22 protein-coding genes are annotated in these 22340 nt (G+C 61.2%); 14 read left to right on the top strand and 8 right to left on the bottom strand.

Annotated elements, in window-relative coordinates:
• Positions 1–370 precede the first annotated feature (370 nt).
• The 4 genes from ACFOW7_RS09965 to ACFOW7_RS09950 form a co-directional block, all read right to left on the bottom strand.
• A complete protein-coding gene (locus tag ACFOW7_RS09965) occupies positions 371–859 on the bottom strand; it encodes a hypothetical protein (RefSeq protein WP_378163689.1) in 489 nt (162 codons plus the stop codon).
• A gap of 95 nt (positions 860–954) precedes the next feature.
• Positions 955–1731: a UDP-2,3-diacylglucosamine diphosphatase gene (locus ACFOW7_RS09960; RefSeq protein ID WP_378163687.1), complete on the bottom strand. Its 777-nt coding sequence runs from the start codon at positions 1729–1731 to the stop codon at positions 955–957.
• Positions 1732–1768: 37 nt separating this feature from the next.
• Entirely contained in the window at positions 1769–2266 is a 498-nt protein-coding gene (locus tag ACFOW7_RS09955; protein ID WP_378163685.1) for a peptidylprolyl isomerase, read from the bottom strand.
• Positions 2267–2284: 18 nt separating this feature from the next.
• Positions 2285–2851: a peptidylprolyl isomerase gene (locus tag ACFOW7_RS09950; protein ID WP_378163683.1), complete on the bottom strand. Its 567-nt coding sequence runs from the start codon at positions 2849–2851 to the stop codon at positions 2285–2287.
• Between the two features lie 133 nt (positions 2852–2984).
• On the opposite strand from ACFOW7_RS09950, the gene coq7 reads away from it, so the two are divergent.
• Entirely contained in the window at positions 2985–3602 is a 618-nt protein-coding gene (gene coq7 / locus ACFOW7_RS09945; RefSeq protein ID WP_378163681.1) for a 2-polyprenyl-3-methyl-6-methoxy-1,4-benzoquinone monooxygenase, read from the top strand.
• Positions 3603–3779: 177 nt separating this feature from the next.
• Positions 3780–5048 carry an MFS transporter gene (locus tag ACFOW7_RS09940; protein WP_378163679.1) on the top strand — a complete coding sequence of 423 codons (1269 nt, stop codon included), beginning with the start codon at positions 3780–3782 and terminating at the stop codon, positions 5046–5048.
• A gap of 110 nt (positions 5049–5158) precedes the next feature.
• On the opposite strand, the gene ACFOW7_RS09935 is transcribed toward ACFOW7_RS09940, so the two are convergent.
• The gene (locus ACFOW7_RS09935) at positions 5159–5578 is read right to left on the bottom strand and encodes an OsmC family protein (protein WP_378163677.1); all 420 of its coding nucleotides are present in this window, start codon (positions 5576–5578) and stop codon (positions 5159–5161) included.
• A 462-nt stretch (positions 5579–6040) separates the two neighbouring features.
• Here ACFOW7_RS09935 and rplM point away from each other — a divergent pair, with 462 nt between their 5' ends.
• From rplM to ACFOW7_RS09885, 10 genes are all read left to right on the top strand, one after another.
• Positions 6041–6469, top strand: coding sequence for a 50S ribosomal protein L13 (gene rplM / locus ACFOW7_RS09930; RefSeq protein WP_378163675.1), 429 nt, complete (start codon positions 6041–6043; stop codon positions 6467–6469).
• 28 nt (positions 6470–6497) lie between these two features.
• Positions 6498–6890, top strand: coding sequence for a 30S ribosomal protein S9 (gene rpsI, locus ACFOW7_RS09925; RefSeq protein WP_378163673.1), 393 nt, complete (start codon positions 6498–6500; stop codon positions 6888–6890).
• 167 nt (positions 6891–7057) lie between these two features.
• On the top strand, positions 7058–8086 hold the full coding sequence (argC, locus tag ACFOW7_RS09920; RefSeq protein WP_378163671.1) for an N-acetyl-gamma-glutamyl-phosphate reductase: 1029 nt from the start codon (positions 7058–7060) through the stop codon (positions 8084–8086).
• A gap of 7 nt (positions 8087–8093) precedes the next feature.
• Entirely contained in the window at positions 8094–8816 is a 723-nt protein-coding gene (locus tag ACFOW7_RS09915) for a DUF6776 family protein (protein ID WP_378163669.1), read from the top strand.
• A gap of 4 nt (positions 8817–8820) precedes the next feature.
• The gene (locus ACFOW7_RS09910; protein WP_378163667.1) at positions 8821–9225 is read left to right on the top strand and encodes a bactofilin family protein; all 405 of its coding nucleotides are present in this window, start codon (positions 8821–8823) and stop codon (positions 9223–9225) included.
• A 62-nt stretch (positions 9226–9287) separates the two neighbouring features.
• A complete protein-coding gene (erpA, locus tag ACFOW7_RS09905) occupies positions 9288–9641 on the top strand; it encodes an iron-sulfur cluster insertion protein ErpA (protein WP_378163665.1) in 354 nt (117 codons plus the stop codon).
• Between the two features lie 97 nt (positions 9642–9738).
• Positions 9739–11217 carry a polyphosphate:AMP phosphotransferase gene (gene pap, locus ACFOW7_RS09900; RefSeq protein ID WP_378163663.1) on the top strand — a complete coding sequence of 493 codons (1479 nt, stop codon included), beginning with the start codon at positions 9739–9741 and terminating at the stop codon, positions 11215–11217.
• Between the two features lie 239 nt (positions 11218–11456).
• Positions 11457–12017, top strand: a complete 561-nt coding sequence (locus tag ACFOW7_RS09895) for a thymidine kinase (protein ID WP_378163661.1) — start codon at positions 11457–11459, stop codon at positions 12015–12017.
• Positions 12018–12117: 100 nt separating this feature from the next.
• On the top strand, positions 12118–12708 hold the full coding sequence (locus ACFOW7_RS09890; protein WP_378163659.1) for a malonic semialdehyde reductase: 591 nt from the start codon (positions 12118–12120) through the stop codon (positions 12706–12708).
• Between the two features lie 10 nt (positions 12709–12718).
• Positions 12719–13810, top strand: a complete 1092-nt coding sequence (locus ACFOW7_RS09885) for a hypothetical protein (protein WP_378163657.1) — start codon at positions 12719–12721, stop codon at positions 13808–13810.
• A gap of 547 nt (positions 13811–14357) precedes the next feature.
• Here ACFOW7_RS09885 and fabI read toward each other — a convergent pair.
• Positions 14358–15140 carry an enoyl-ACP reductase FabI gene (gene fabI, locus ACFOW7_RS09880; RefSeq protein WP_378163655.1) on the bottom strand — a complete coding sequence of 261 codons (783 nt, stop codon included), beginning with the start codon at positions 15138–15140 and terminating at the stop codon, positions 14358–14360.
• Between the two features lie 102 nt (positions 15141–15242).
• On the opposite strand from fabI, the gene ACFOW7_RS09875 reads away from it, so the two are divergent.
• On the top strand, positions 15243–15959 hold the full coding sequence (locus tag ACFOW7_RS09875; RefSeq protein WP_378163653.1) for a hypothetical protein: 717 nt from the start codon (positions 15243–15245) through the stop codon (positions 15957–15959).
• 143 nt (positions 15960–16102) lie between these two features.
• Here the strand turns inward: ACFOW7_RS09875 and clpB are convergent, their stop codons facing one another.
• Positions 16103–18688 (bottom strand): ATP-dependent chaperone ClpB, encoded by a 2586-nt coding sequence (gene clpB, locus ACFOW7_RS09870; protein WP_378163651.1) that lies wholly within the window; start codon positions 18686–18688, stop codon positions 16103–16105.
• A gap of 207 nt (positions 18689–18895) precedes the next feature.
• Between clpB and ACFOW7_RS09865 the strand changes: the two genes are divergently transcribed.
• Positions 18896–20395, top strand: a complete 1500-nt coding sequence (locus ACFOW7_RS09865; RefSeq protein ID WP_378163649.1) for a sensor histidine kinase — start codon at positions 18896–18898, stop codon at positions 20393–20395.
• A gap of 333 nt (positions 20396–20728) precedes the next feature.
• Here the strand turns inward: ACFOW7_RS09865 and ACFOW7_RS09860 are convergent, their stop codons facing one another.
• Positions 20729–22276 carry a M20/M25/M40 family metallo-hydrolase gene (locus ACFOW7_RS09860; RefSeq protein WP_378163647.1) on the bottom strand — a complete coding sequence of 516 codons (1548 nt, stop codon included), beginning with the start codon at positions 22274–22276 and terminating at the stop codon, positions 20729–20731.
• Between the last annotated feature and the right edge of the window lie 64 nt (positions 22277–22340).

The following is a 22340-nucleotide window of genomic DNA, read 5'->3' as shown; positions in this document are numbered from 1 at the left end:
GGCATATGCATTTGTGCTTTTCAATGGTCATGATGTGGTATCTGAACAGTTTAAAAATGAGAATGGCATTAAATTGCCACCAAATCAGTACCTTGGTGCAATCGTTAAGGTGGGTGTAAGCAGAAAATAGCAAGTGGTATTCATGCGCAACGCATGAAATGTAAAACGGCGTTTAGAAAACACCGTTTTTGGTAAGTCCAGTAAGATACCTTATTGGAATGTGCTGATGGAAATGGAGAGGTTATTCCATTTCTCTTGTAAGGAGCATGATGTCTTGCGGAGCCTGGGCGCTATTTTTTAACTGCGCTGCAGATAGGACAGCCGCCGCAAAAAAGAGGCGGCGGCGATGGCGGCAAATGAGCGGGGTGGGTCAGCTATTGGTTTCGGTGATTTTGTCGCGTGCCTGGTGCAAGGCATTGACTGCCGCAGCCGAGAACCGGCTGCTGGCGAAGCTGGCGACCTGCCGGGTCGCCTTGGACATCGAGTCGTAAGCACAGCCACTGACACATACCGCAGAACGGACCGGCGCCAGGGCGGGTTTGACAGCGCCGGGTAGGTCGAGGCGCTGAAGCAGGGTCTTCTGGCTTTCGGCTACGGCACGCTCGACCAGATGAAGACTGTCGTTGAGCGCGGCAACCTGAGCGACCAGCAGTTCACAGCCGAAATGCACGGCGTGATCCATCTGGCGTTCGACCTTGCGGGTAGGTTGGCAATCGGTTTCGCTGATGCATTCGAGCCATTCGCGACAACCATCAATTTGGGCGGTCCACCAGCGCTCGGCATTGCGCATGGCCAGATCCGCACCATTATTGAACAAATCGAGACCCAGATCGGGCCAAAGCGCATAAGGAGCTTGCATGACTACCTGGAATTTCTCTGTGAGCGCACCGGTGCAGTGCACAATGCGGCCTAGTCTAGGCCAACCGATGGCGAAGTCAACGGGGTGGGGAACAATTACCGGTCTTCGTTGTCAACCGTGAATTTTGCCCAAGCCGCATCCTGCCTGACTGCAACCAGATATAGCCCATCGGGCTCTGCCACCAGATATCCACCTGCACCTCTGTGCCAATCCGGCAACACCCAGCGTTGCCTTAATGCATGCTGGACTTCATGACTATGCCGGGCCGGCCGATGGGTATGACCATGGACCAGATGATGACCCGGATAGGCCGCCAGCAGACGGCTGACCGCTTCACGGTTCACATCCATGATCTCGACCGGTTTATCGCGCTTGGCCGCTTCGCTGGCCTGGCGGATACGGGCAATCTCGGCACGGCGCTCACTCAGCGGCCGGGCCAGAAACGCCGCTTGCCAGGCTGGTTCGCGCACTGTGCGGCGAAAGGACTGATAAGCCGTGTCGTCGGTGCACAGCAGATCGCCGTGGCTCAACAGCAATAAGCGGCCGTGGGCCTCGATCGGGTAGGGATCGGGCAGCAGGGTCAGACCCGCTTGTTCGGCAAAGGTCTGGCCGAGCAGGAAGTCGCGGTTGCCGTGTTGCAGATAAACCGGCACGCCCTGCGCCCTCAGTTCAGCCAGCGCTGCGGCAATACGCTGCGGTAGCGGATCGTCGTCATCGTCGCCTGCCCAATACTCGAACACGTCGCCAAGCAGATAGAGCGCGGCGGCGTGACGGGCCGGTCCGGCCAGAAACGCTAGAAAGGACTCGACCGTGTCCGGGTCGGCATCACAGAGATGCAAGTCGGAAGCAAACAGCAGGGGACGGGCAGACATAGGGCAAACGCCCGGCTGGCGCCGGGCGGGAAGGAGATCAGGCGAGTTCGGCGCTGGTGATGATCACGTCCTTGACCGGGACGTTCTTGTGCGGACCGTGAATGGTGGTTTCGACCTGTTTGATCTTGTCCACCACATCGATGCCCTCGACTACCCGGCCGAACACGCAATAGCCGAAGCCTTGCGGGGTTGGGGCGGTGTAGTTGAGGAAGGTGTTGTCTTCCACATTGATGAAGAACTGGCTGGTGGCCGAGTTCGGTTCCGGGGTGCGGGCCATGGCAATCGTGTACTTATCGTTGCGCAGGCCGTTGGCGGCTTCATTGGGGATCGGTGCCTGGGTGGGCTTCTGCTGCATGCCAGGTTCGAAACCACCGCCCTGGATCATGAAGTCGCCGATCACCCGATGGAACAGCGTGCCGTTGTAATGGCCGCTCTGGACGTATTCGAGAAAATTGGCCACGGTCTTGGGAGCTTTGGCTTCGTCGAGTTCGAGGACGATCAGGCCGTGGTTGGTATGCAGATTGACGCGGGTCATGGGGAATTCCTTTGCGATTTACCGGGCAGGGAGCACGCCGGCCTGTTCCAATACGATGGGGGTCTGCGGGACGTTCTGGTGTTCGCCGACATTGCCCGTCGGCACCTGAGCCATCTTGTCCACCACCTCCATACCGCGCACTACGCGGCCGAATACGGCGTAACCCCAGCCACGCGGGCTTTCGTCACGGTAGTCGAGCCGGACGTTGTCGGCCAGATTGATATAGAACTGGGCACTGGCGCTGTGCGGCGCCATGGTACGGGCCATCGACAGCGTGCCACGCGTGTTGGAGAGGCCGTTCTTCGCTTCATTGACGATGCTGGCACGGACCGGCTTTTCGCTCATATCGGGCAACATCCCACCACCCTGGACCACAAAGCCCGGAATGATGCGGTGGAAAATCGTGCCAGTGTACTGACCCGACTGAACGTACTTAAGGAAGTTAAGGGCCGAAGTCGGCGCCTTGTCGAGAAACACCTCCACCTCGATCTCACCGCTGCTGGTCCTGAGCAGCACATGGGGATTGGCAGCTTGAGCGGGCAGGGCAGCGAGGCCGATTACGGCAGCAAGGAGCAGATGGCGCATGGCTTTGAATTTTTTGAACGCACAGGCGCCGATCATAGCACAGCGTCGTAGGCTTCCCTGCTAGAATGCCGGTTCGCCTGGCCGGTCTGGCTGGGTTTCCAACGGTTTCGTTTGGTTTGCAAAGGGGCGCGCCATGGACAAGTTCATCATCGAATTCGACAAGGCTCTGCGTACGGTTTTCGCTCCGGCTACCAGCGTGCGTCCGCACCCCGATGCTCACCTCGACGAAGCCGACCTCTCCCCCGAAGAAAAGCGACATGCTGCCGCGTTGATGCGGGTCAACCATTGTGGCGAAGTCTGTGCCCAGGCGCTGTACCAGGGACAGGCGTTGACCGCCCGCGATCCCGAGGCACGGCGTGCCCTGGAGCAGGCCGCCCAGGAAGAAACCGAGCATCTGGCCTGGACCGAGCGCCGGCTGGCGGAACTCGGCAGCCATAAAAGCGTCCTCAATCCGCTGTGGTATGCCGGTTCGCTGGCCATGGGCGTCGCCGCCGGTGTGGTCGGCGACCGCTGGAATCTCGGCTTCCTCGCCGAGACCGAACGCCAGGTAGGCAGCCATCTCGCCGGTCATCTGCGCACCCTGCCGGTGCAAGATGCCAAAAGCCGGGCCATTGTCGAGCAGATGCACGCTGACGAGCTGTCCCATGCCGACCGTGCGGTCGAGCTGGGCGCCGCCGAGTTGCCGGCACCAGTGCCCATGCTGATGCGTCAGGTCTCCAAAGTCATGACGTTGGCGGCATACCGTTTTTAAGCCAAACGTAATCCCGCGGCCCTGGCCGCTTTCTTAACACTTTTTATCCTGGTTGGCGTCGCTGCCTGTCGAAGGCATGCCTCGCCGTTCGTCGCACTGCGTCTGGCCGTTTGCTGCCGGCGCGGCGACCTGTTCTTTTATAAGGGTTAGATAATGTTTCGGTTTCGATTGACTGGATTGTGGCGACATCCAGATTTTCTGAAGTTATGGCTGGCCCAGGGAATTTCGGATTTCGGTTCGCATATCACCCAACTGGCCCTGCCGCTCACCGCCGCTGTGATGCTCAACGCCACGCCGATGCAGATGGGGATTCTGGGTGCGGTGGAGATGCTGCCGTTTGCACTGTTTAGCCTGCATGCAGGCGTACTGATCGACCGGCAGCGCCGCATGCCCCTGATGCTGGGCCGGGACATCGCCGCTGCGCTGATCCTGCTGCTGGTCCCGCTTGCCGTATGGGGTGGCTGGCTCAGCATGGAGGTGCTGTTTCTGGTGGGTTTTCTCCATGTCACTACCGAAGTATTCGGCGGCTCGGCCCATCAAAGCTATGTCGCCACCCTGGTCGGGCGCGAGCGGCTGGTCGAAGCCCACAGCAAGCTGATGACCACCGCCTCGACCGCTCAGGTGACGGCACCTGGTCTGGCCGGTCTGCTGGTGCAGATACTGACGGCACCCATTGCCTTGCTGTTCGATGCACTGAGCTTTCTGGTCTCGGCGCTGATCCTGACCCGGATCCGCACGGCAGAACCCGAACCGCAACCTGATCGGCAGCGCTCGGTGATGGAGGATATCCGTGCCGGCTTGTCCTTTATCCGCCGCACCCCCTTATTGCGCGTGCTCGCGCTACAGGCGGCACTGTGGCAGTTGCTGTTCCATATGCTGATGGCGCTGCTGGTGCTGTTCGCTACCCGTGAACTGGGCCTGAGCGCTGCACAGATGGGGATGTGCTTTATGTTGGGCGGCCTGGGCAGTCTGGTGGCGGCCCTGACGGCCGAGCGGCTGGGGGAGCGCTTCGGCGTGGGACCGATGATGGGTTGGGGAATGGCTTTCACGGCATTGGCCTGGCTGCTGTTCTCGCTGATTCCACGCAGCGGGCCGACCATGTTCTGGTTTAGTGCCGTCGAGGGTTTGCTGGCCTTTGGCGCCACCCTGTTCTCGATCCACTATCTGGCAGCCCGGGCGGCGCTGACGCCTGATGCACTGCTGGGCCGGATGATCGCCTCGATGCGTTTTCTGACGGTCACGCCGGCACCGCTGGGCGCACTGATCGGTGGCGGCTTGGGCTCTACCCTGGGGCTGCGCCCGGCCTTGCTGGCTATCGGGCTGGGAGGCATGGTGCTGGCGGCCATGGTGGTATGCCGCTCCCCGGTGCGTCATCTGCACAGCCTGCCAAAAAAGGTCGAAGAGCTTGAACCAGCGGCACCGGGCTTGAACACCGTCACAGCATAAATATTTGCTGCAAAATGGGTGCTAGATGAGTAGCTATATATATTTAGAAATAAATGTGGACTGCCGCTCCTTGGATTGCGGCAGTCCACAGCATTGTCGGAGCTGTCGGATCAGGACAGTTCGACGATTTCGAAGTCGTGGCTGATGGTGGCAGTCTTGCCGAGCATGATCGAGGCCGAGCAGTATTTTTCGGCCGACAGATTGATCGCGCGCGCGACCTGCTCGGGCTTGAGTTGGCGGCCGCTGACGATAAAGTGAAAGTGCAAGCGGGTGAAGACCTTGGGTTCTGCCTCGGCCCGTTCGGCTTCGATGCTCACTTCGCAGTTGGTCACTTCCTGCCGGCTCTTTTTCAGGATATGCACCACATCGAAGGCCGTGCAGCCAGCTGTGCCCATCAACAGCATCTCCATCGGCCGTGGGCCGAGGTTGCGGCCACCGGCATCGGGCGGGCCATCCATCAATACGGCATGGCCCGAGCCGCTGACGGCAAGAAAACTGGCCTCTTCTATCCACTTTACCCGTGCTTGCATCGCGTTCCTTACCTTTCAGTCAGATTGTCTAGGTTCTATGTCGCGCCGCGACATGCTTAAAGCATTGTTTTAGTGGTTTATGGCTATGTCATGTAGTCCTTGCGCTCAAAACCGCCGAATACCGGCTTTTGAGCTTGTAACTTTACTTCGAGTTAGTAAGTTTTTGCGCAACGCACAAAAACTGGCTTGCGAAGCTGACAGAAGTCCATTAATATACGAACTGCATTAGGGCATTGCACGCAATGTGTGTGCTTTGATGTTGTCTCCTCCATCCTCCTTCTTTGGTGGAATTAGCGCGCAACCCCATCGGGTTGCGCTTTTTTTTGCCCGGCCAGGCGATGTCCAGGCGCGGCGCAGTGTTGAGTCAAATCTGTCACGGTCAGTCCGGCATTTGACAGGGCTTTGTTTTTGCAAATACAATGCCCGACTTTCCGTAAATCGAACGAATCTGGAAGAGCTGTCATGAAAACCTTCTCCGCCAAGCCGCACGAGGTCAAGCGCGACTGGTACGTGGTCGATGCCACTGACAAGGTGCTCGGTCGCCTCGCCGCTGAAATCGCCCGTCGCCTGCGTGGTAAGCATAAAGCCGAGTACACCCCGCACGTTGACACCGGCGACTTTATCGTGGTCGTTAACGTTGGCAAGCTCCGCGTTACCGGCGATAAGGCCCAGGCCAAAAAGTATTTCCGTCACTCGGGCTACCCGGGTGGTATCTATGAGCGTTCGTTCACCGAAATGAACCAACGCTTCCCCGAGCGTGTGCTCGAGAAGGCCGTCAAGGGCATGCTGCCCAAAGGCCCGCTCGGCTACGCTATGCTCAAGAAACTCAAGGTCTACGCCAGCGCCGAGCATCCGCACGTTGCGCAACAGCCGAAAGTCCTCGAGTTCTAATCGCAAACTTGTTTAAGGACTGACAGCAATGGTAGGCAAGTATTACTACGGTACGGGTCGTCGCAAGAGCGCCGTGGCCCGCGTTTTCCTGGCCAAGGGCAGCGGTAAGATCGTCGTCAACGGCAAGCCCCTCGACGAGTTCTTCTCGCGTGAAACCGGCCGCATGGTTGTCCGTCAGCCGCTCGCGCTGACCGAGAACCTCGAAACCTTCGACATCCTGGTGAACGTCACCGGTGGCGGCGAAACCGGCCAAGCCGGCGCCGTGCGCCATGGCATCACCCGTGCCCTGATCGACTTCGACACCGCCCTGAAGCCCGCTCTGTCGGCTGCTGGCCTGGTGACTCGTGACGCTCGTGAAGTTGAGCGTAAGAAGGTCGGTCTGCACAAGGCCCGTCGTCGCAAGCAATTCTCGAAGCGCTAAGCGTTTCTGCGCATTCGTTCGAGATTTCGGCTCGCGCCGGACGGAAGAGCCGCCAGCATCAAGCTGGCGGCTTTTTTCGTTTCAGCGGGCCGGACGCAGACACTGTTGCGCCGCAGAATCGTTGTATCATCCGGGCTTTGTCCACGCAGCTAACAGGAGCGGATGGCATGATCAAGGTAGGTATTGTCGGCGGTACTGGTTATACCGGGGTGGAACTGATGCGTCTGCTGGCGCGGCACGGTGCAGCCCAGTTGAGTGCCATCACCTCGCGTAAGGAAGCCGGTATGGCCGTGGCCGACCTGTTTCCCAGTCTGCGTGGTCATGTCGATCTGCAATTCCGCGATCCGGCCGATGCCGGACTCGATCGCTGCGATGTTGTGTTCTTTGCCACCCCTAACGGCATTGCCATGCAAGAAGCGGAAAGCCTGCTGGCGGCCGGGGTCAAGGTCATCGATCTGGCAGCCGACTTCCGGCTCGAAGAGGTGGCCGAATGGGAAAAATGGTATGGCATGAGCCACGCCAGCCCACGACTGGTCGCCGAAGCCGTCTATGGCCTGCCCGAAGTCAACCGTGAACGTATCCGCAATGCTCGCCTGATCGCCAACCCGGGTTGCTATCCCACCGCCGTGCAACTGGGCCTGTTGCCTTTGCTCGAAGCCGGGGTGGTTGACCCGACCAGCCTGATCGCCGACTGCAAATCCGGTGTCTCGGGCGCCGGCCGGAAAGCCGAAGTCCATACCCTGTTTCCTGAAGCGGCCGACAACTTCAAAGCCTATGGCGTACCCGGCCATCGCCATCTGCCGGAAATCCGCCAGGGCCTGGGCCGGGTTGCCGGCCGACCGGTCGGCCTGACCTTCGTTCCCCATCTGACGCCGCTGATCCGCGGCATCCATGCCACCCTGTACGCCCGGCTTGAGCGGGATATCGATCTACAGGAATTGTTCGAACGCCGTTATGCCAGCGAGCATTTCGTCGATGTGCTGCCCGCCGGCAGTCATCCGGAAACCCGTGCCGTGCGCGGGGCCAATGTCTGCCGGATTGCCGTCCATCGGCCGCAAGGTGGCGACACGGTGGTGGTGCTGTCGGTGATCGACAATCTGGTCAAGGGCGCAGCCGGCCAGGCGGTGCAGAATATGAACCTGCTGTTCGGTCTGCCGGAAACCCAGGGCCTGGACGGCGTCCCGCTGCTGCCCTAAGTCCACCATGATCGGGCGCTGGAAACGACGCGGCAACCACCTTGCCACCGCGCGGCTGGCGGTGCGCCGCCATCTGGCCTGGCCATGGCTGCTATTGATCAGTCTGGCCAGTCTTGCCGCACTCGGTGCCGGCGGTTACGCCCTGTACGACTACGGTATGCAGACCGCCCGGCGTGAGTTCGAAGCGGCACGCCGGCTGGAATCGGCCAGCGATGAAACCGAGCGCCTGCGTCGTGAACTGGCCGAGGCGCGCCAACGTCTGGGGGAGATCGACCAGCAGGGCCGGGTGGAGCAATCGACCCGCGACACCCTGTCGCGTCAGGTGCAGCAATTCCAAAGCGACAATGCCGCGCTGCGCGAGCAGGTGGCCTTCTATGAAACCCTGTTGACCAAGACCGACCGCGCGCCGGCCCTGGCGATCGAGTCGTTCCGGGCCGAACCGGTGGCGCCGGGGCGTTATCGGCTGCGGCTGGTGCTGGTGCAGGGGCAGTCGGTGGCAGGACCGTTCCGGGGCGAGGTCGATTTCCGCCTGACCGTCGAGCGGGGCGGCCGGCGCGAAACCCTGACCTGGCCGGCACCACGCTTTCCCTTGTCGGTGCTGCGCTTCACCAAACTCGAACGCGAGACGGAACTTGCCGCCGACGTGCGCCTGAAGCATGTGGAAGTGCGGGTCTACGCGGCCGGCGACGAGCGACCCAAGCTCAGTCGGTCTTACGATTTGAAAGGATAGGAGTATGTTCGGCAATAAGAAGCAGAAAGCCAGCAAGAGCATAGACAGCCTGATCGGCGTCGATACCCGGATCGAAGGCAGCATGCGTTTCAGCGGCGGCCTGCGGGTCGATGGCGAAGTGGTGGGCAATGTGAGCGCGGTCGATGATAAGCCCAGCACCCTGGTGATCAGCGAAAAAGCCCGGATCGAGGGAGAAATCCGGGTAGGCCATCTGGTGCTCAACGGGACGGTCAAAGGGCCGATCCGCGCCAGTCACTATCTCGAACTCCAATCCAAATGCAAGGTCATAGGGGACGTCTACTACACCACCCTGGAAATGCATCCGGGCGCCGTGGTCGATGGCCAGTTGATCCATCTGGCCGCCCCCGACGCGGTGGTCGCTCAGGCAGACGAGCCGGCCGCGAATTGACCGACCTTTTATCGCGGACCATAATCACCGTCTAAGCGATTGAATTTCATGGAGCCTCCGTTATGAACGCAGTCACCGACATGCCGACCACACCCTTTATCTTCACCGACGCCGCTGCTGCCAAGGTGGCCGAGCTGATCGCTGAAGAGGGCAATCCCGATCTCAAGCTGCGCGTATTCGTCACCGGCGGCGGTTGTTCGGGCTTCCAATACGGCTTTACCTTCGATGAGATCGTCAACGAAGACGATACCCCCTTCGAGAAGAATGGCGTGACCTTGCTGGTCGATCCGATGAGTTACCAATATCTGGTCGGTGCCGAAATCGATTACACCGAAAGCATTGAAGGCTCGCAGTTCACCATCAAGAATCCGAACGCCTCCTCGACCTGCGGTTGCGGTTCCTCGTTCTCGGTCTGATCGGTATTTCCCCACGCAACGGGACGCCCAGGCGTCCCGTTTTGCTTTGCTGGGCGGCGCTGCTAAGGTGGGCACATCCTTCTGCCGGAGCCCAGCCATGTTCGAAGCCGTCGAATTGGGGCATCGGATCGACAAAGCCAGCTACCAGGCAGCCCTGCCTGCGCTACGCGAGGCCCTGCTCGATGCCCAGTACGAACTCCATGAAAAGCCCGATTTCGCGGTCCTGATCCTGATCAATGGGATCGACGGCGCCGGCAAAGGCGAAACCGTCAATCTGCTCCATGAATGGATGGACCCCCGGCTGATCGATAGCCATGCCTTCGGTCCACCTTCTGATGAAGAGGCCGAACGGCCGCCGATGTGGCGCTTCTGGCGCGCCCTGCCTCCCAAGGGGCGGATCGGCATCCTGTTCGGCTCCTGGTACACCCAACCGCTGCTCGATCGGGTGGCCGGCCGCTGCCGCGAAAGCGAGCTGCGCGCCACCATCGACGATATCGTCCGCTTCGAGACCATGCTGGCCGAAGAAGGCGTCTTGTTGCTCAAGTTCTGGTTCCACTTGGGCAAGCGTCAGCAAAAGGCCCGCTTGAAGGCGCTCGAACGCGATCCGCGTACCCGCTGGCGGGTCGGCGAGCAGGACTGGGCGCTATTTCGCCACTACGACCGCCACCGCGAAGTGGCCGAAGATGTGCTGCTGCGTACCAGTACCGCCGAGGCGCCCTGGGTTGCCATCGACGGCGAAGACCCCTATTACCGCAGTCTGACCGCCGGCCGCCTGTTGCTCGAATCGCTGCGCCGCCGCCTCGACGCCGGCCGCGCGCCACAGGTGTTCGCCGCACCGCCGCCCTTGTTGCCGCCTCTCGATCAGGTGCGAGTGCTCGACCGGCTTGAGCTTGAGCGGCCACTTGGCAAGTCCGACTACACCGAACTGCTCGAAACCTGGCAGGGCCGGCTCAATCTGCTGAGCCGCGATCCACGCTTTGCCCGTCACGGTGTGGTGATGGTGTTCGAAGGCAACGATGCTGCCGGCAAAGGCGGGGCGATCCGCCGGGTGGTCGGTGCGCTCGATGCCCGTCAATATCAGGTGATCCCGGTGGCGGCCCCGGCCGACGAGGAACGGGCCCAGCCCTATCTATGGCGCTTCTGGCGCCATCTGTCACGCCGTGGCCGCTTTGTGATCTTCGACCGCTCCTGGTACGGCCGGGTACTGGTCGAACGGGTCGAGGGTCTGTGCCCCGAGCCCGCCTGGTGCCGCGCCTACGGCGAGATCAACGATTTCGAACGTCAACTCACCCGCCACGGCCTCGTGCTCTGCAAATTCTGGCTGGCCATCGACCGCGACGAGCAGCTGCGCCGCTTCCAGGCTCGCGAACAGACCCGCTTCAAACGCTTCAAGATCACCGCCGAAGACTGGCGCAACCGCGAGAAATGGGATGACTACAGTGCAGCCGTCCACGATATGGTCGAGCGCACCAGCACCAGTGCCGCACCCTGGACCCTGGTCGAGGCCAACAATAAATATTTCGCCCGCATCAAGGTACTTCAGACCTTATGTGAGGCCATAGAGACGCGCCTCTAGTTTTTAGAAAAATATTATGCCTATTTCTTGCCAGATATTTAGCAATATAGATCGATAAATAACTGTTTTGTGTAACATCCGGTTTTTTTGGGGCGTCCAATCGCAGAGCCTGGCCTTTGCCGTGAGCGGGAGGAGGGGACGGCGTGGACGCCACGAGGCTGGGGGCGGCGTGAGCGGCCTGGCCGGCCGGTTCTGCGGCATCCAGGGTACAATCGCCGCCCCGTATTCCGAGTCGAACCATGGCCAAGCTGTATTTCCGCTACGCGGCGATGAACGCCGGCAAATCGACCGCTCTGCTCCAGGTCGCCCATAACTACGAGGAACAAGGTCAGCGCGTGCGCCTGTTTACCGCCGCGATCGACGATCGTTTCGGCCATGGCCGCATCTCCTCGCGGCTTGGCATCAGCCGTGAAGCCGAGACCTTCGATAACGGCTTCGATTTCGAGGCTGCGCTCGGAACCGGTGAGGGGCTGGCTTGCGTGCTGATCGATGAGGCGCAGTTTCTGTTGCCTGAGCAGGTGCGGCAGTTGCACCGCTATGCCCAGACCCGCCGTGTGCCGGTGATCTGCTACGGCATCCGCACCGATTTCCGGGGTGAACCGTTTCCCGGTTCGATCTATCTATTGGCGCTCAGCGACGACCTTGAAGAGATGAAGACCATCTGTCTATGCGGCCGCAAGGCCAGCATGAATACCCGGGTCGATCAGCATGGCGTGCGGGTGCGTGAGGGCGCCCAGGTGGAGATCGGCGGCAACGAGCGCTATCTGTCGGTGTGCGCCCGCTGCTTCTATCGCGGCTGAGTCCGGCACCGCGCCTTATACTGAGACCGGTCGGTCGCTGCTTTCCACGCGGCTTGCTATGCTTGCCGCCGTTCCACCTTTTCCCGTGAGGACCGCTTCAATGTCTGAACCACTCGACAACGCCGCCTTTGACCAGTTGTTCCGCAACGCCCGCACCTACAACGAATTCCAGGATCGTCCGCTTGACGATGCCACCCTGCACCAGCTGTATGACCTGATGAAGTGGGGGCCAACCAGCGCCAACTCCAGTCCGGCCCGTTTCGTCTTCGTGCGCTCTGACGAAGCCAAGCAAAAGCTCAAGCCGGCACTGTCGGAAGGCAATCTGGACAAAACCATGAAAGCCCCGGTAACGGTGATCGTGGCCCACGATCTGGCTTTCTATGATGAGCTGCCCCGGCTGTTCCCCCATACCGATGCGCGTAGCTGGTTTGCCGGCAATGAGACATTGATTCAGACCACCGCGTTTCGCAACGGCACGCTGCAGGGCGCCTATCTGATTCTGGCCGCGCGGGCGCTCGGGCTCGACTGCGGTCCGATGTCGGGTTTCGACAACGCCAAGGTCGATGAGGCGTTCTTTGCCGGCACCCGTATCAAATCGAATTTCCTGATCAACCTGGGTTACGGCGACCCGGCGAAGCTCTATCCGCGCAATGAGCGCCTGAGCTTCGAGGAGGCCTGCCGCATCGCCTGAGCGTTCTGCCATGGCCAAAGAGTGGGATGTCTGGAAGGAACTGGACGACCTGCGCCAGCGCCACAAGGAGCTGGGGGGCCTGTTCGCCCGCATTGGTCTGTCGCAGGAGCTGGCCATGATGGCCAACAATCTGCGACTCGATTTGCAGCGCCGCCCACCGGCGGCGCCGCTCACCACCGGCGAGCGCAATCAGGACGCCCAGGCGCTCGAAGAGTACAAACGCCAGTTCACCGCCCATTTCGACGAGATCTTCTTCAAGGTCGAAAACCTGCTGCGCATGCCCTGGCCGCCCGAGGCGCAGTTTCTGGTGCCGTCGATTCTCGAGGAAGTCGAGAACCAGCGCCGCTTTCTGGCCAAGAACCCGGGCGTGGCGCCACCGCTCGACAAGCTCGATGCCCTGGTCGAGGAATACACCCATCTGGACAAGATGGACCAGCGACTCGACCGCAACGCCATCGCGCTGCGGCGGGCGCAGATGATCGATATTCTGGGTTTTCCGCTGATCGTGCGGCGCCAGCTTGCCCATCCCGAATGGGAACTGTTGCCGCCGCTTGCCAGCGACGATTACCAGCAGTTGCTGAGCCAGAAGATGGCCATGTACCGCGAAGCCGATTGGCTACAGAATCGGCTGTACGACAAATGGTTCGTGGCGCTCGAATTCGACGCGATCTGGGCCAGACTCAAGCGCGACGCCAACGACCGCGAACGCATCATCAGCCAGCTCAAGCTCAACTGGCCCAAGCTCGGCACCTGGTTTCCCGATTTTCCCCATGCCGACCTGGTCTGGTATCTGATGCTGGTGCTGTTTTGCATCATCACCCTGTTTATGGAGTGGTGGTGGGCGGCAGGCGGTCTGCTGATCTGGCTGCAACTGTCGGTGATCATCGAAAAGCACCACGCCCAACTGGTCAATAAGCGCCGTCAGGCGCTGTTGCTCGAATGTGGCCGTTTCAAACGCATCCGCGACCAGATTTCCTCGGGCAAATTCGACCCCAGCCAGGTGCTGCGTCAGTTGAAACAGTTCAACTTCCGCCACTATGTATCCGAGCAGGGCATGATGCTGCTGCAATCGATGTCGATGCACGCAGGGGGTATGCGCTGAGCGGTCGCTTAGTGCTTTTGTAGAAAAATATCTGTAAGTGTCTTGCTAGACAACGTACGCATCATCCCTGTTTTGAACAGGAATATGTCTGAATTACTGATGGCGTAGACTTTGGCGGAAAACCGGGTCTGCAAGATGACGCCCCGCAGCGACGCACCTCCAACAACCCGATGGCGCGAAACTGCCGCATCGAGCCCCCCAGCGCTACCTCCTCCCCATCCGATTCCCCTTGAAGATGACGCCAGATCGCCAAGCCGTCGGACGACCTGAAGTCAGGGTCTGCGTCGCAATGGTCGCTCGAGAGGGACCCGTGGCGGGGGATGTGGACGCCTGCCGGACAGTGAGCGGCTATGAGGCTGCGCTGCCTTGGATTTCTTGATGGCCGGTATTGGGCGTGATGGAGAGGGGCGGCGGGAGGAGGGGAAAGCTATTTGGAAAAATAGCTGCGAAATGATTTCAAGGATGGGTGCGGAATAGAAACAGGAAATAAAGAAATTTTCTCAAATCCTGTCTATCGGCCCGGTCCGGATGAACCGGGCCGGACGACTTAGCCTTCGAGCCCGGCGGCGACAGTGTTGTAGCCGGCATCGACGTAGCTGATTTCGCCGGTCATGCCTGACGCCAGATCGGACAGCAGGAAGGCGGCCACATTGCCGACTTCATCGATGGTGACATTGCGGCGCAGCGGCGCGCTGGCGGCGACATGGTGCAGGATCTTGGAGAAACCCGAGATGCCTGCCGCCGCCAGGGTCTTGATCGGACCGGCGGAGATGCCGTTGACGCGGACACCTTGCGGGCCGAGTGCCTGGGCCATATAGCGCACATTGGCTTCCAGACTGGCTTTGGCGAGGCCCATCACATTGTAGTTGGCGACCGAGCGCTCGGCGCCGAGGTAAGTCAGGGTAAGCAGCGAGGCATTTTCCGCCAGCATCGGCCGGGCGGCCTTGGCCAGGGCAGCGAAGCTGTAGGAGCTGATGTCGTGGGCGATATGGAAGGCTTCGCGGCTGACCGAATCGAGATAATCGCCCGACAGCGCCTCGCGCGGGGCAAAGCCGATCGAGTGGACCAGGCCGTCGAGCCGGCCCCATTGCTGGCCCAGATCAGCGAACAGGGCGGCGATTTCCTCATCGGAGCTGACGTCGCAGCGCAGCACCAGATCGGAGCCGCATTCGGCGGCCAAGGCCACTACCCGGTCCTTGAGCTTGTCGTTGACGTAGGAGAAAGCCAGCGTGGCGCCTTCGCGCTGACAGGCCTTGGCGATGCCGTAGGCGATCGAGCGATCGGACAGCAGGCCGGTGATCAGGATTTTCTTATCGGCTAGAAAGCCCATGGTACTTCCCTTCTTTGGCTTGGGTGCGCCGATTATAGCCTGCGTCGGCGTAGCCTCAACGCGCCGGCTATGATGGGAAACGGACCCAGCCGGGAGGCCGTTATGAAACATCTGGTCGCAGTATTATGGCTTGCCACTGCCGCCGAAGCCGCCCCGCCCTTGATCGTCTATTACGAGATCCGCCCTCCCTATACCGATATGCGCGACGGCAAGCTCGAAGGGCTGCTGGGGCCGCCGGCCATCGGGGCGCTGCAACGGGCCGGTATCGATTATGTGCTGCGCGAAGCGCCGTATAACCGCCATATGGCGCTGATCGGCCGCAATCTCGAACCCGCTTGTGCGATCGGCCGCTTCAAGACGGCCGAACGCGAGGCGCTGGGTAAATTTTCCGAACCGATCTATCGCGACCAGCCATTTGTGGTGTTGGTGCGGCATGGCAATCCACGGCTGCATGGCTTACGCCGTTTCGACAAGATTCTGGCCGATGACCGGCTGGTGGTGGCGGTGCGCGAAAACTACAGCTACGGTGCCTATGCCGACGGCCTGCTGCCGCGAGCGGCGGCCCGCGTGTTGCGCTCTCCTGCCTCGCACGCCGATATGGCAAGGATGGTGTTGCACCAGATGGCCGATCTGATGATGGTGACGGCCGACGAGGCCGACAGCATACGCCGCTCGCTCGGCTCGATCGGTGAGGGATTGTCGATCTGGCAACTTGAAGACATGCGCTATGGCGAACTGCGCTATTTCTATTGTGCCCGCCAGGTCGACGACGCGCTGTTACGCCGACTCAATACCCATATTCCGCCGCTGCCTAACTGAGACGAGGCAGCAGGGCCGGGCGTCCGGGCTGTCCTGAAGCCAGCCGGCACGCCCCGAAGCCACACGATCTTCGGGACGTCCACAGCCTTGAGCGAGCGTCGCGACGCCGCCGGGTCGGCGGAGTCGGACGCGCTGCTCAATGGTCAGGCTTCCTTGCTGAAACGCACCAATCCATTCTGGTAATCGACCACGATGGTATCGCCTGCGACAAAGCGGCCAGCCAGGATATCGCGTGCCAGCGGATTCTCGATCTCGCTCTGGATCGCCCGCTTGAGCGGCCGCGCCCCGTAGACCGGATCGAAGCCCGCCTCGGCGATATGGTTGAGCGCCGGCGCCGTCAGGCTGAGCTTGAGGTCCAGCGAAGCGAGCCGCTGTTCCAGCCGTTGCAGCTGGATGCGGGTAATGCCCTGCAGATGCTTGTCGCTGAGGGCGTGGAATACCACCACCTCGTCGATCCGGTTGATGAATTCGGGTCGGAAGTAGGTTTTCACTTCGCTCAGCACCGCGAGCTTCACCACCTGATAGTCATCGCCGGCCATGTTCTGGATTTGCTGCGAACCCAGATTCGAGGTCATCACGATCACGGTGTTCTTGAAGTCGACCGTGCGGCCCTGGCCATCGGTGAGGCGACCATCGTCGAGCACCTGCAACAGCACATTGAAGACGTCCGGATGGGCCTTCTCGACCTCGTCGAGCAGGATCACGCTATAGGGCTTGCGTCGCACCGTCTCGGTCAGATAGCCGCCTTCCTCATAGCCGACATAGCCGGGCGGGGCGCCGATCAGGCGGGCGACCGAGTGCTTCTCCATGAATTCGCTCATATCGATACGGACCAGCTGCTCTTCCGAATCGAACAGGAATTCGGCCAGCGCCTTGCAAAGCTCGGTCTTGCCAACCCCGGTGGGGCCGAGGAACAGGAAGGAGCCGTAGGGCTTGTTCGGGTCGGCCAGACCCGAGCGCGAGCGGCGGATGGCATCGGACACCAGCCGTACCGCTTCATCCTGACCGACCACCCGCTGGTGCATCAGCGCTTCCATCTGCAACAGCTTTTCGCGCTCGCCTTCCATCATCCGGGCAACCGGAATGCCGGTGGCGCGGCTGACCACTTCGGCGATCTCCTCGGCGCCGACCTGGGTGCGCAGCAGCCGGTGCTGGCGCTGGCCGTCATCGCCGGCCGCTTCGGCCGTCTTGAGCTTGGCTTCGAGTTCGGGCAGACGGCCGTACTGGAGTTCCGACATCCGCTGCCAATCACCGCGCCGGCGTGCCTCGTCCATCTCGACCCGGGTCTGCTCGATCTCTTCCTTGATCGCCTGCGAGCCGAACACTGCCGCTTTTTCGCTCTTCCAGATTTCTTCGAGGTCGGAATATTCCTTCTCGACCTGGGCGATATCGGCTTCGAGCAACGACAGCCGTTTCTGCGAGGCTTCGTCCTTTTCCTTTCTGACTGCTTCGCGCTCGATCTTGAGCTGGATCAGCCGCCGCTCCAGCCGGTCCATCACCTCGGGTTTGGAGTCGATTTCCATCTTGATCCGGGCGGCTGCCTCATCGATCAGATCGATGGCCTTGTCGGGCAGGAAACGGTCGCTGATATAGCGATGGCTCAATTCGGCCGCCGCCACGATGGCCGGGTCGGTGATCTCGACGCCGTGGTGGATTTCATAGCGCTCCTGCAAACCGCGCAGGATGGCAATGGTGGCCTCGACGGTCGGCTCGTCCACCATCACCTTCTGGAAGCGGCGCTCGAGCGCGGCGTCCTTCTCGATGTATTTGCGGTATTCGTCGAGCGTGGTGGCGCCCAGGCAGTGCAGCTCGCCACGCGCCAGTGCCGGCTTCAGCATATTGCCGGCATCGATGGCCCCTTCGGCCTTGCCGGCGCCGACCAGGGTGTGGATCTCATCGATAAACATGATGGTGCTGCCCTGATCCTTGGCCAGCTCGTTGAGCACGGCCTTGAGCCGCTCTTCGAACTCGCCGCGATATTTGGCACCGGCGAGCAGGGCGGCCAGATCGAGTACCAACAGTCGCTTGTTCTTGAGGCTTTCGGGCACTTCGCCGTTGACGATGCGCTGGGCCAGACCTTCGACGATGGCGGTTTTCCCCACGCCGGGTTCGCCGATCAGCACCGGATTATTCTTGGTCCGCCGTTGCAGCACCTGGATGGCACGGCGGATTTCATCGTCGCGGCCGATCACCGGGTCGAGCTTGCCCTGGCGGGCGCGGTCGGTCAGGTCGAGGCAGTATTTGGCCAAGGCTTCGCGCTTTTGCTCGGCATCCTGGCTGTTGACCGCCTCACCGCCACGGACTGCGTTGACCGCCGCCTCGACGGCTTCCTTCTTGGCGCCGTATTCCTTGAGCAGGCGGCCGACTTCGCCCTTATCCTCGGTCAGTACCAGCAGAAACAGATCGCTGGAGATAAACTGATCGCCGCGTTTGGTCGCCGCCTTGTCGGTCAGATTGAGCAGATTGGCCAGTTCCTTCGAGACGGTGATCTCGCCGCCCTTGCCCGACGTCTGCGGCAAGCGGCCCAGATTCTGCTCCAGCGCGTTGCGCAGCGGGTTGATATTGACCCCGGCGCGTGCCAGCAGCGAGCCTGCACCCGATTCCTGGTCATTGAGCAGGGCGAGCAGCACATGCGGCGGCTCGATATAGGAGTGATCAGCAGCCAGTGCCAGACTTTGTGCGTCGGCCAGTGCTTGCTGGAATTTGGTGGTGAGTTTGTCGTAGCGCATCGCGGTACTCCATGACGGGTTCGATTTGCTGGCTAGTTGGGGCGGCGGACTCGGCTTTTCAAGCGTAGTCGGGTGACAGCGATCCGCCAGCGCAAGTTGCAGTGCAGCAAAACGGCTTTCCCGCGCCCAGCAGGACGGCCGGGGTATCGGGCAGCGTGGCGCTGCCGTTTTTGTATCGATTTTTTATTTCTATCAGAAGGATCGACGATGTCGCACCACGCCGGAGCCAGCAGCAAGCGCGGCCACCTGTTCGATTGGCGTAAACACCGTGACCTCGACACCCTGGCCGCCCAGGGAGGCTGGCGCGGCCGTCTGTTCAAATGGTTCAGCCTGTCGCTGGGGATTGCCCGGCTGGTGGCCTTCCTGTTTCTGAGCGGCCTGTTGCTGGGTGTGACCATCGGCTGGATCGAACGCACCGACACCACCTTGCGCACCCATCTGATCTTTGTGCTGATCGATCTGCTGCAACTGGTGCTGCTGTGGTTCCTGCTGCCGCGCGAGCTGCGCACGCCCGGCCGGCATGCCTGGCTGACCCGGCTGTTTATCGTGTTCGACCGTTTCGAAGCCAAGCTGTTGAGCAGCCGCTCGCAATGGTCGCCGCACGATCTGGCGCTGCTCGACCGGGTGCTGGGCGGCTGGCGCGGGGCGCTGTGGAGTGCCAGTCTGCTGGCGCTGGCGGCCTGTGCGGCGGCTGCCTGGCCCAATACGCCCGGGCGTTTCCATACCTTTACCGTGCATTGGTTTATCGCCACCATTGTGTTGTCGATGATCCTGCTGACCGTGGTCAATACCTGGTTCGGCTATCGCAAATACCGGGGCCGGCTCGGTCGTTGGTTCCTGCTGTGCATCGGGGTGCTGTTGCTGGCCGAATTGCCGGAGTTGCTCGAGCAATACCGCGCCATCCGCTCGGGCGCCGATATGCTGGAGCGGGCCGACCGGCTGATCACCAACGGCTATATCGTGGTCGGCTGCCTGCTGTTTCTGATGGTGATGGGCATGATCGCCCTGTTGCGCAACCGCGAGCATGAAGCCCATCTGGCCAAGCTGGTGGCCGATGCCGAGCGCGAGCGGCTGGCGCATCAGCTCACGACCTCCCAGTTGAAATTGCTCCAGGCGCAGATCGAACCGCATTTCCTGTTCAATACCCTGGGCGCGGTGCAGCAACTGGCCGAAGGCAAGGCGCCCGAGGCGGTGGCGCTGACTTCGAGTCTGATCCGTTTCCTGCGCGGCTCAATGGCCAGTCTGCGCGCCGAAATCACCAATCTGAACGAAGAGAAGAAGCTGATCTCGGCCTATCTGGACATCATGAAGGTCCGCATGGGCGCGCGGCTCGACTATCACATCGACTTTCCCGAGTCGCTGGGCTGGCAGTTGATTCCGCCCACCATGCTGATCACCCTGGTGGAAAACGCCATCAAACACGGTCTCGAACCCAAGCCCAGCGGCGGCCGGATCGATATCTCGGCCCAGGTCGAGCACGGCCAGTTGCGCCTGACCGTGGCCGATACCGGACGCGGCTTCAGCGATATCGGCGGCACAGGGGTGGGCTTATCGAATATCCGCGAGCGGTTGGCGCTGACCTATGGCAAGCGCGCCTCGCTTGAACTGGAAGAGAACGAGCCGGAAGGGTTTATCGCACATATCGTGATTACCCTGCCCGAGAGTCCCTTGCCTGCCTCGAGTCAGGTGGTGGGAACGGAGTCGTGAGCGGGGGAGCCGGCGAAGGCATAATTGGAAAATATTCTGCAAATTATATTCAAGATATATAGCGTTATATAAATATAAATAAATTCATTCTGACCTAATCGCGCTGACGGATTGCCAGGTGGGTCGGCGTCGGCATTCGGACCCGTCGAGCACGCCGCATCCGTCCTGCGGGTCCGGACATCCTGAGGCCGGATCGTCCGGAAAGGCGCTAAAGCATTCCCCATCATTTCCGGCTCCCCCCTGGCTCTGCGCTACCCCATCAACCGCGCTGCCAACGCTGTGGTGCGCCCTACAAAAAACCCCCGGCCGAAGCCGGGGGCGCTGGGTGGAGGCTTACTGTGGCCGGTAAGTCACCTTGAGGTTATAGGTGGCAGCGCTGTAGCCGCGCACCATTACATAGACATCGCTCTTGTTGGGTACGTTGACCGAGCAGTTCTCGGTGCTGCCGGACTTGTAGGGCCGGCAGTTATAGGCACCCGTGGTGGGTTGGGAGCCGATGCGGACATAGAGGTCGGCGTCGCCCGTGCCGGTCATGTCGGCCTTGAAGGTGGTCCCTGCGGCCACCTTGAACGGACCGTAGTACTTGTTCTCGCCGCGGGCCACCGAACCCGAGAAGTTCTCGACCCGGTCATCGCCGCCCGTATCGTCCGGACCGTCGTTACCCAGTTCGACCGCATAAGCCAGCGCCAGCCTGGAGAACTTCAGGGCATGGAGTGCCTGGTTGCCGGTGTTGGCGTAGGTATCGTTGACGGTATGGATATGCGGATCGGACCCGTCGAAGGTCGCTTCGAACGGGAAGGAGGCCGCATAGCCCTGGTCATACCAGGAAGCATGGTCGGAGCACTTGTAGCCGCACTTGTCGTAGCCGACCTTGAGCGAGGGCAGATAGGTCCGGGCCAGGTCGGCCAGGAACTGGTTCTGCTGGGCATCGGTGTAGTCGGTGAACAGATAGATATCGGCCTCGGCGCCCTTGTAGTTGGTCATGTCGAGCTGGATCACCCCGACCACATTGGCGTTCTGGCTGCGCATCTGCTTGGCGATCGCGGCCGACCCACGCAGGCCGACCTCTTCGGCGGCATAGGCCATGAACTTGATGGTACGGCGCGGCTTGTAGTTGGTGGCCATCATGGTGCGGATGACCTCGGTCATGCTGGCCACGCCCGAGGCATCGTCATCGGCGCCCGGTGCCCGGGTGTTTTCGCTGGTGCCGCTCTGGTTGATCGAGTCCATATGGCCGCCCAGCACCAGAATCTGATCGGGGTTGTCGGTCCCCTTGATCGTCATGATGATCGACTTCTGTGGCCAGCCGCTGTGGGTGAACTGCTCCACCGTCACATCGCTGCGCGAACCGGCGAGCTGGCGCCAGTGCGAGGCGATCCAGTTGGAAGCATTCTGGCCGTGGCTGCTGGTGTAGTAGCGGTTGGTATAGGACGACAGATGGACGATGGTGCTGGCGATATTGCTGTCCTGCATCTGGTTCAGCATCGGCGTCACCTGGGCCTGGTCGTCGATCTTATAGACCGGCCGGGTGGCGATGGCGGGCTGCGGATTGAGCGCGGCACGCGCTTCGGCCAGCGTGGTATGGGCGGTATAGCCGCCGCAATGGCGCAGTTTCTGGTGGATGGCGCCCGACAATGCCGACAGCGTGGCCTCATCGACCTCGACCACATGGACCATTTCGCCCGGATCGCTGGCCGGGGCGGTGGCGCTGGTGCGGATGCGTTTCTTCTCCAGGCTGACTGCGCGCTGATCGACCTGTTGCAGCAGTTGATAGCCTTCCTGACCGATGGTGATCCACACCTTGCCGCTGGGGTTGGCGTGGCTGAAACCGGCGGCCAGCAGGGCGCTGGCGATCAGGGCGATACGGAAGGGGTGTTTCATTGCTGTGTTCTCCTCGATACGGCGCTGGTGCGCCGTTTTTCCCTCGGCCGGTCCGTTGGGACGG

This window comes from Chitinimonas lacunae, assembly GCF_042650885.1.
GTDB classification, from domain to species: domain Bacteria; phylum Pseudomonadota; class Gammaproteobacteria; order Burkholderiales; family Chitinimonadaceae; genus Chitinimonas_A; species Chitinimonas_A lacunae.
The sequence above is the reverse complement of the archived record's forward strand: the minus strand, read 5'-3'. Positions and strand labels throughout refer to the sequence as shown.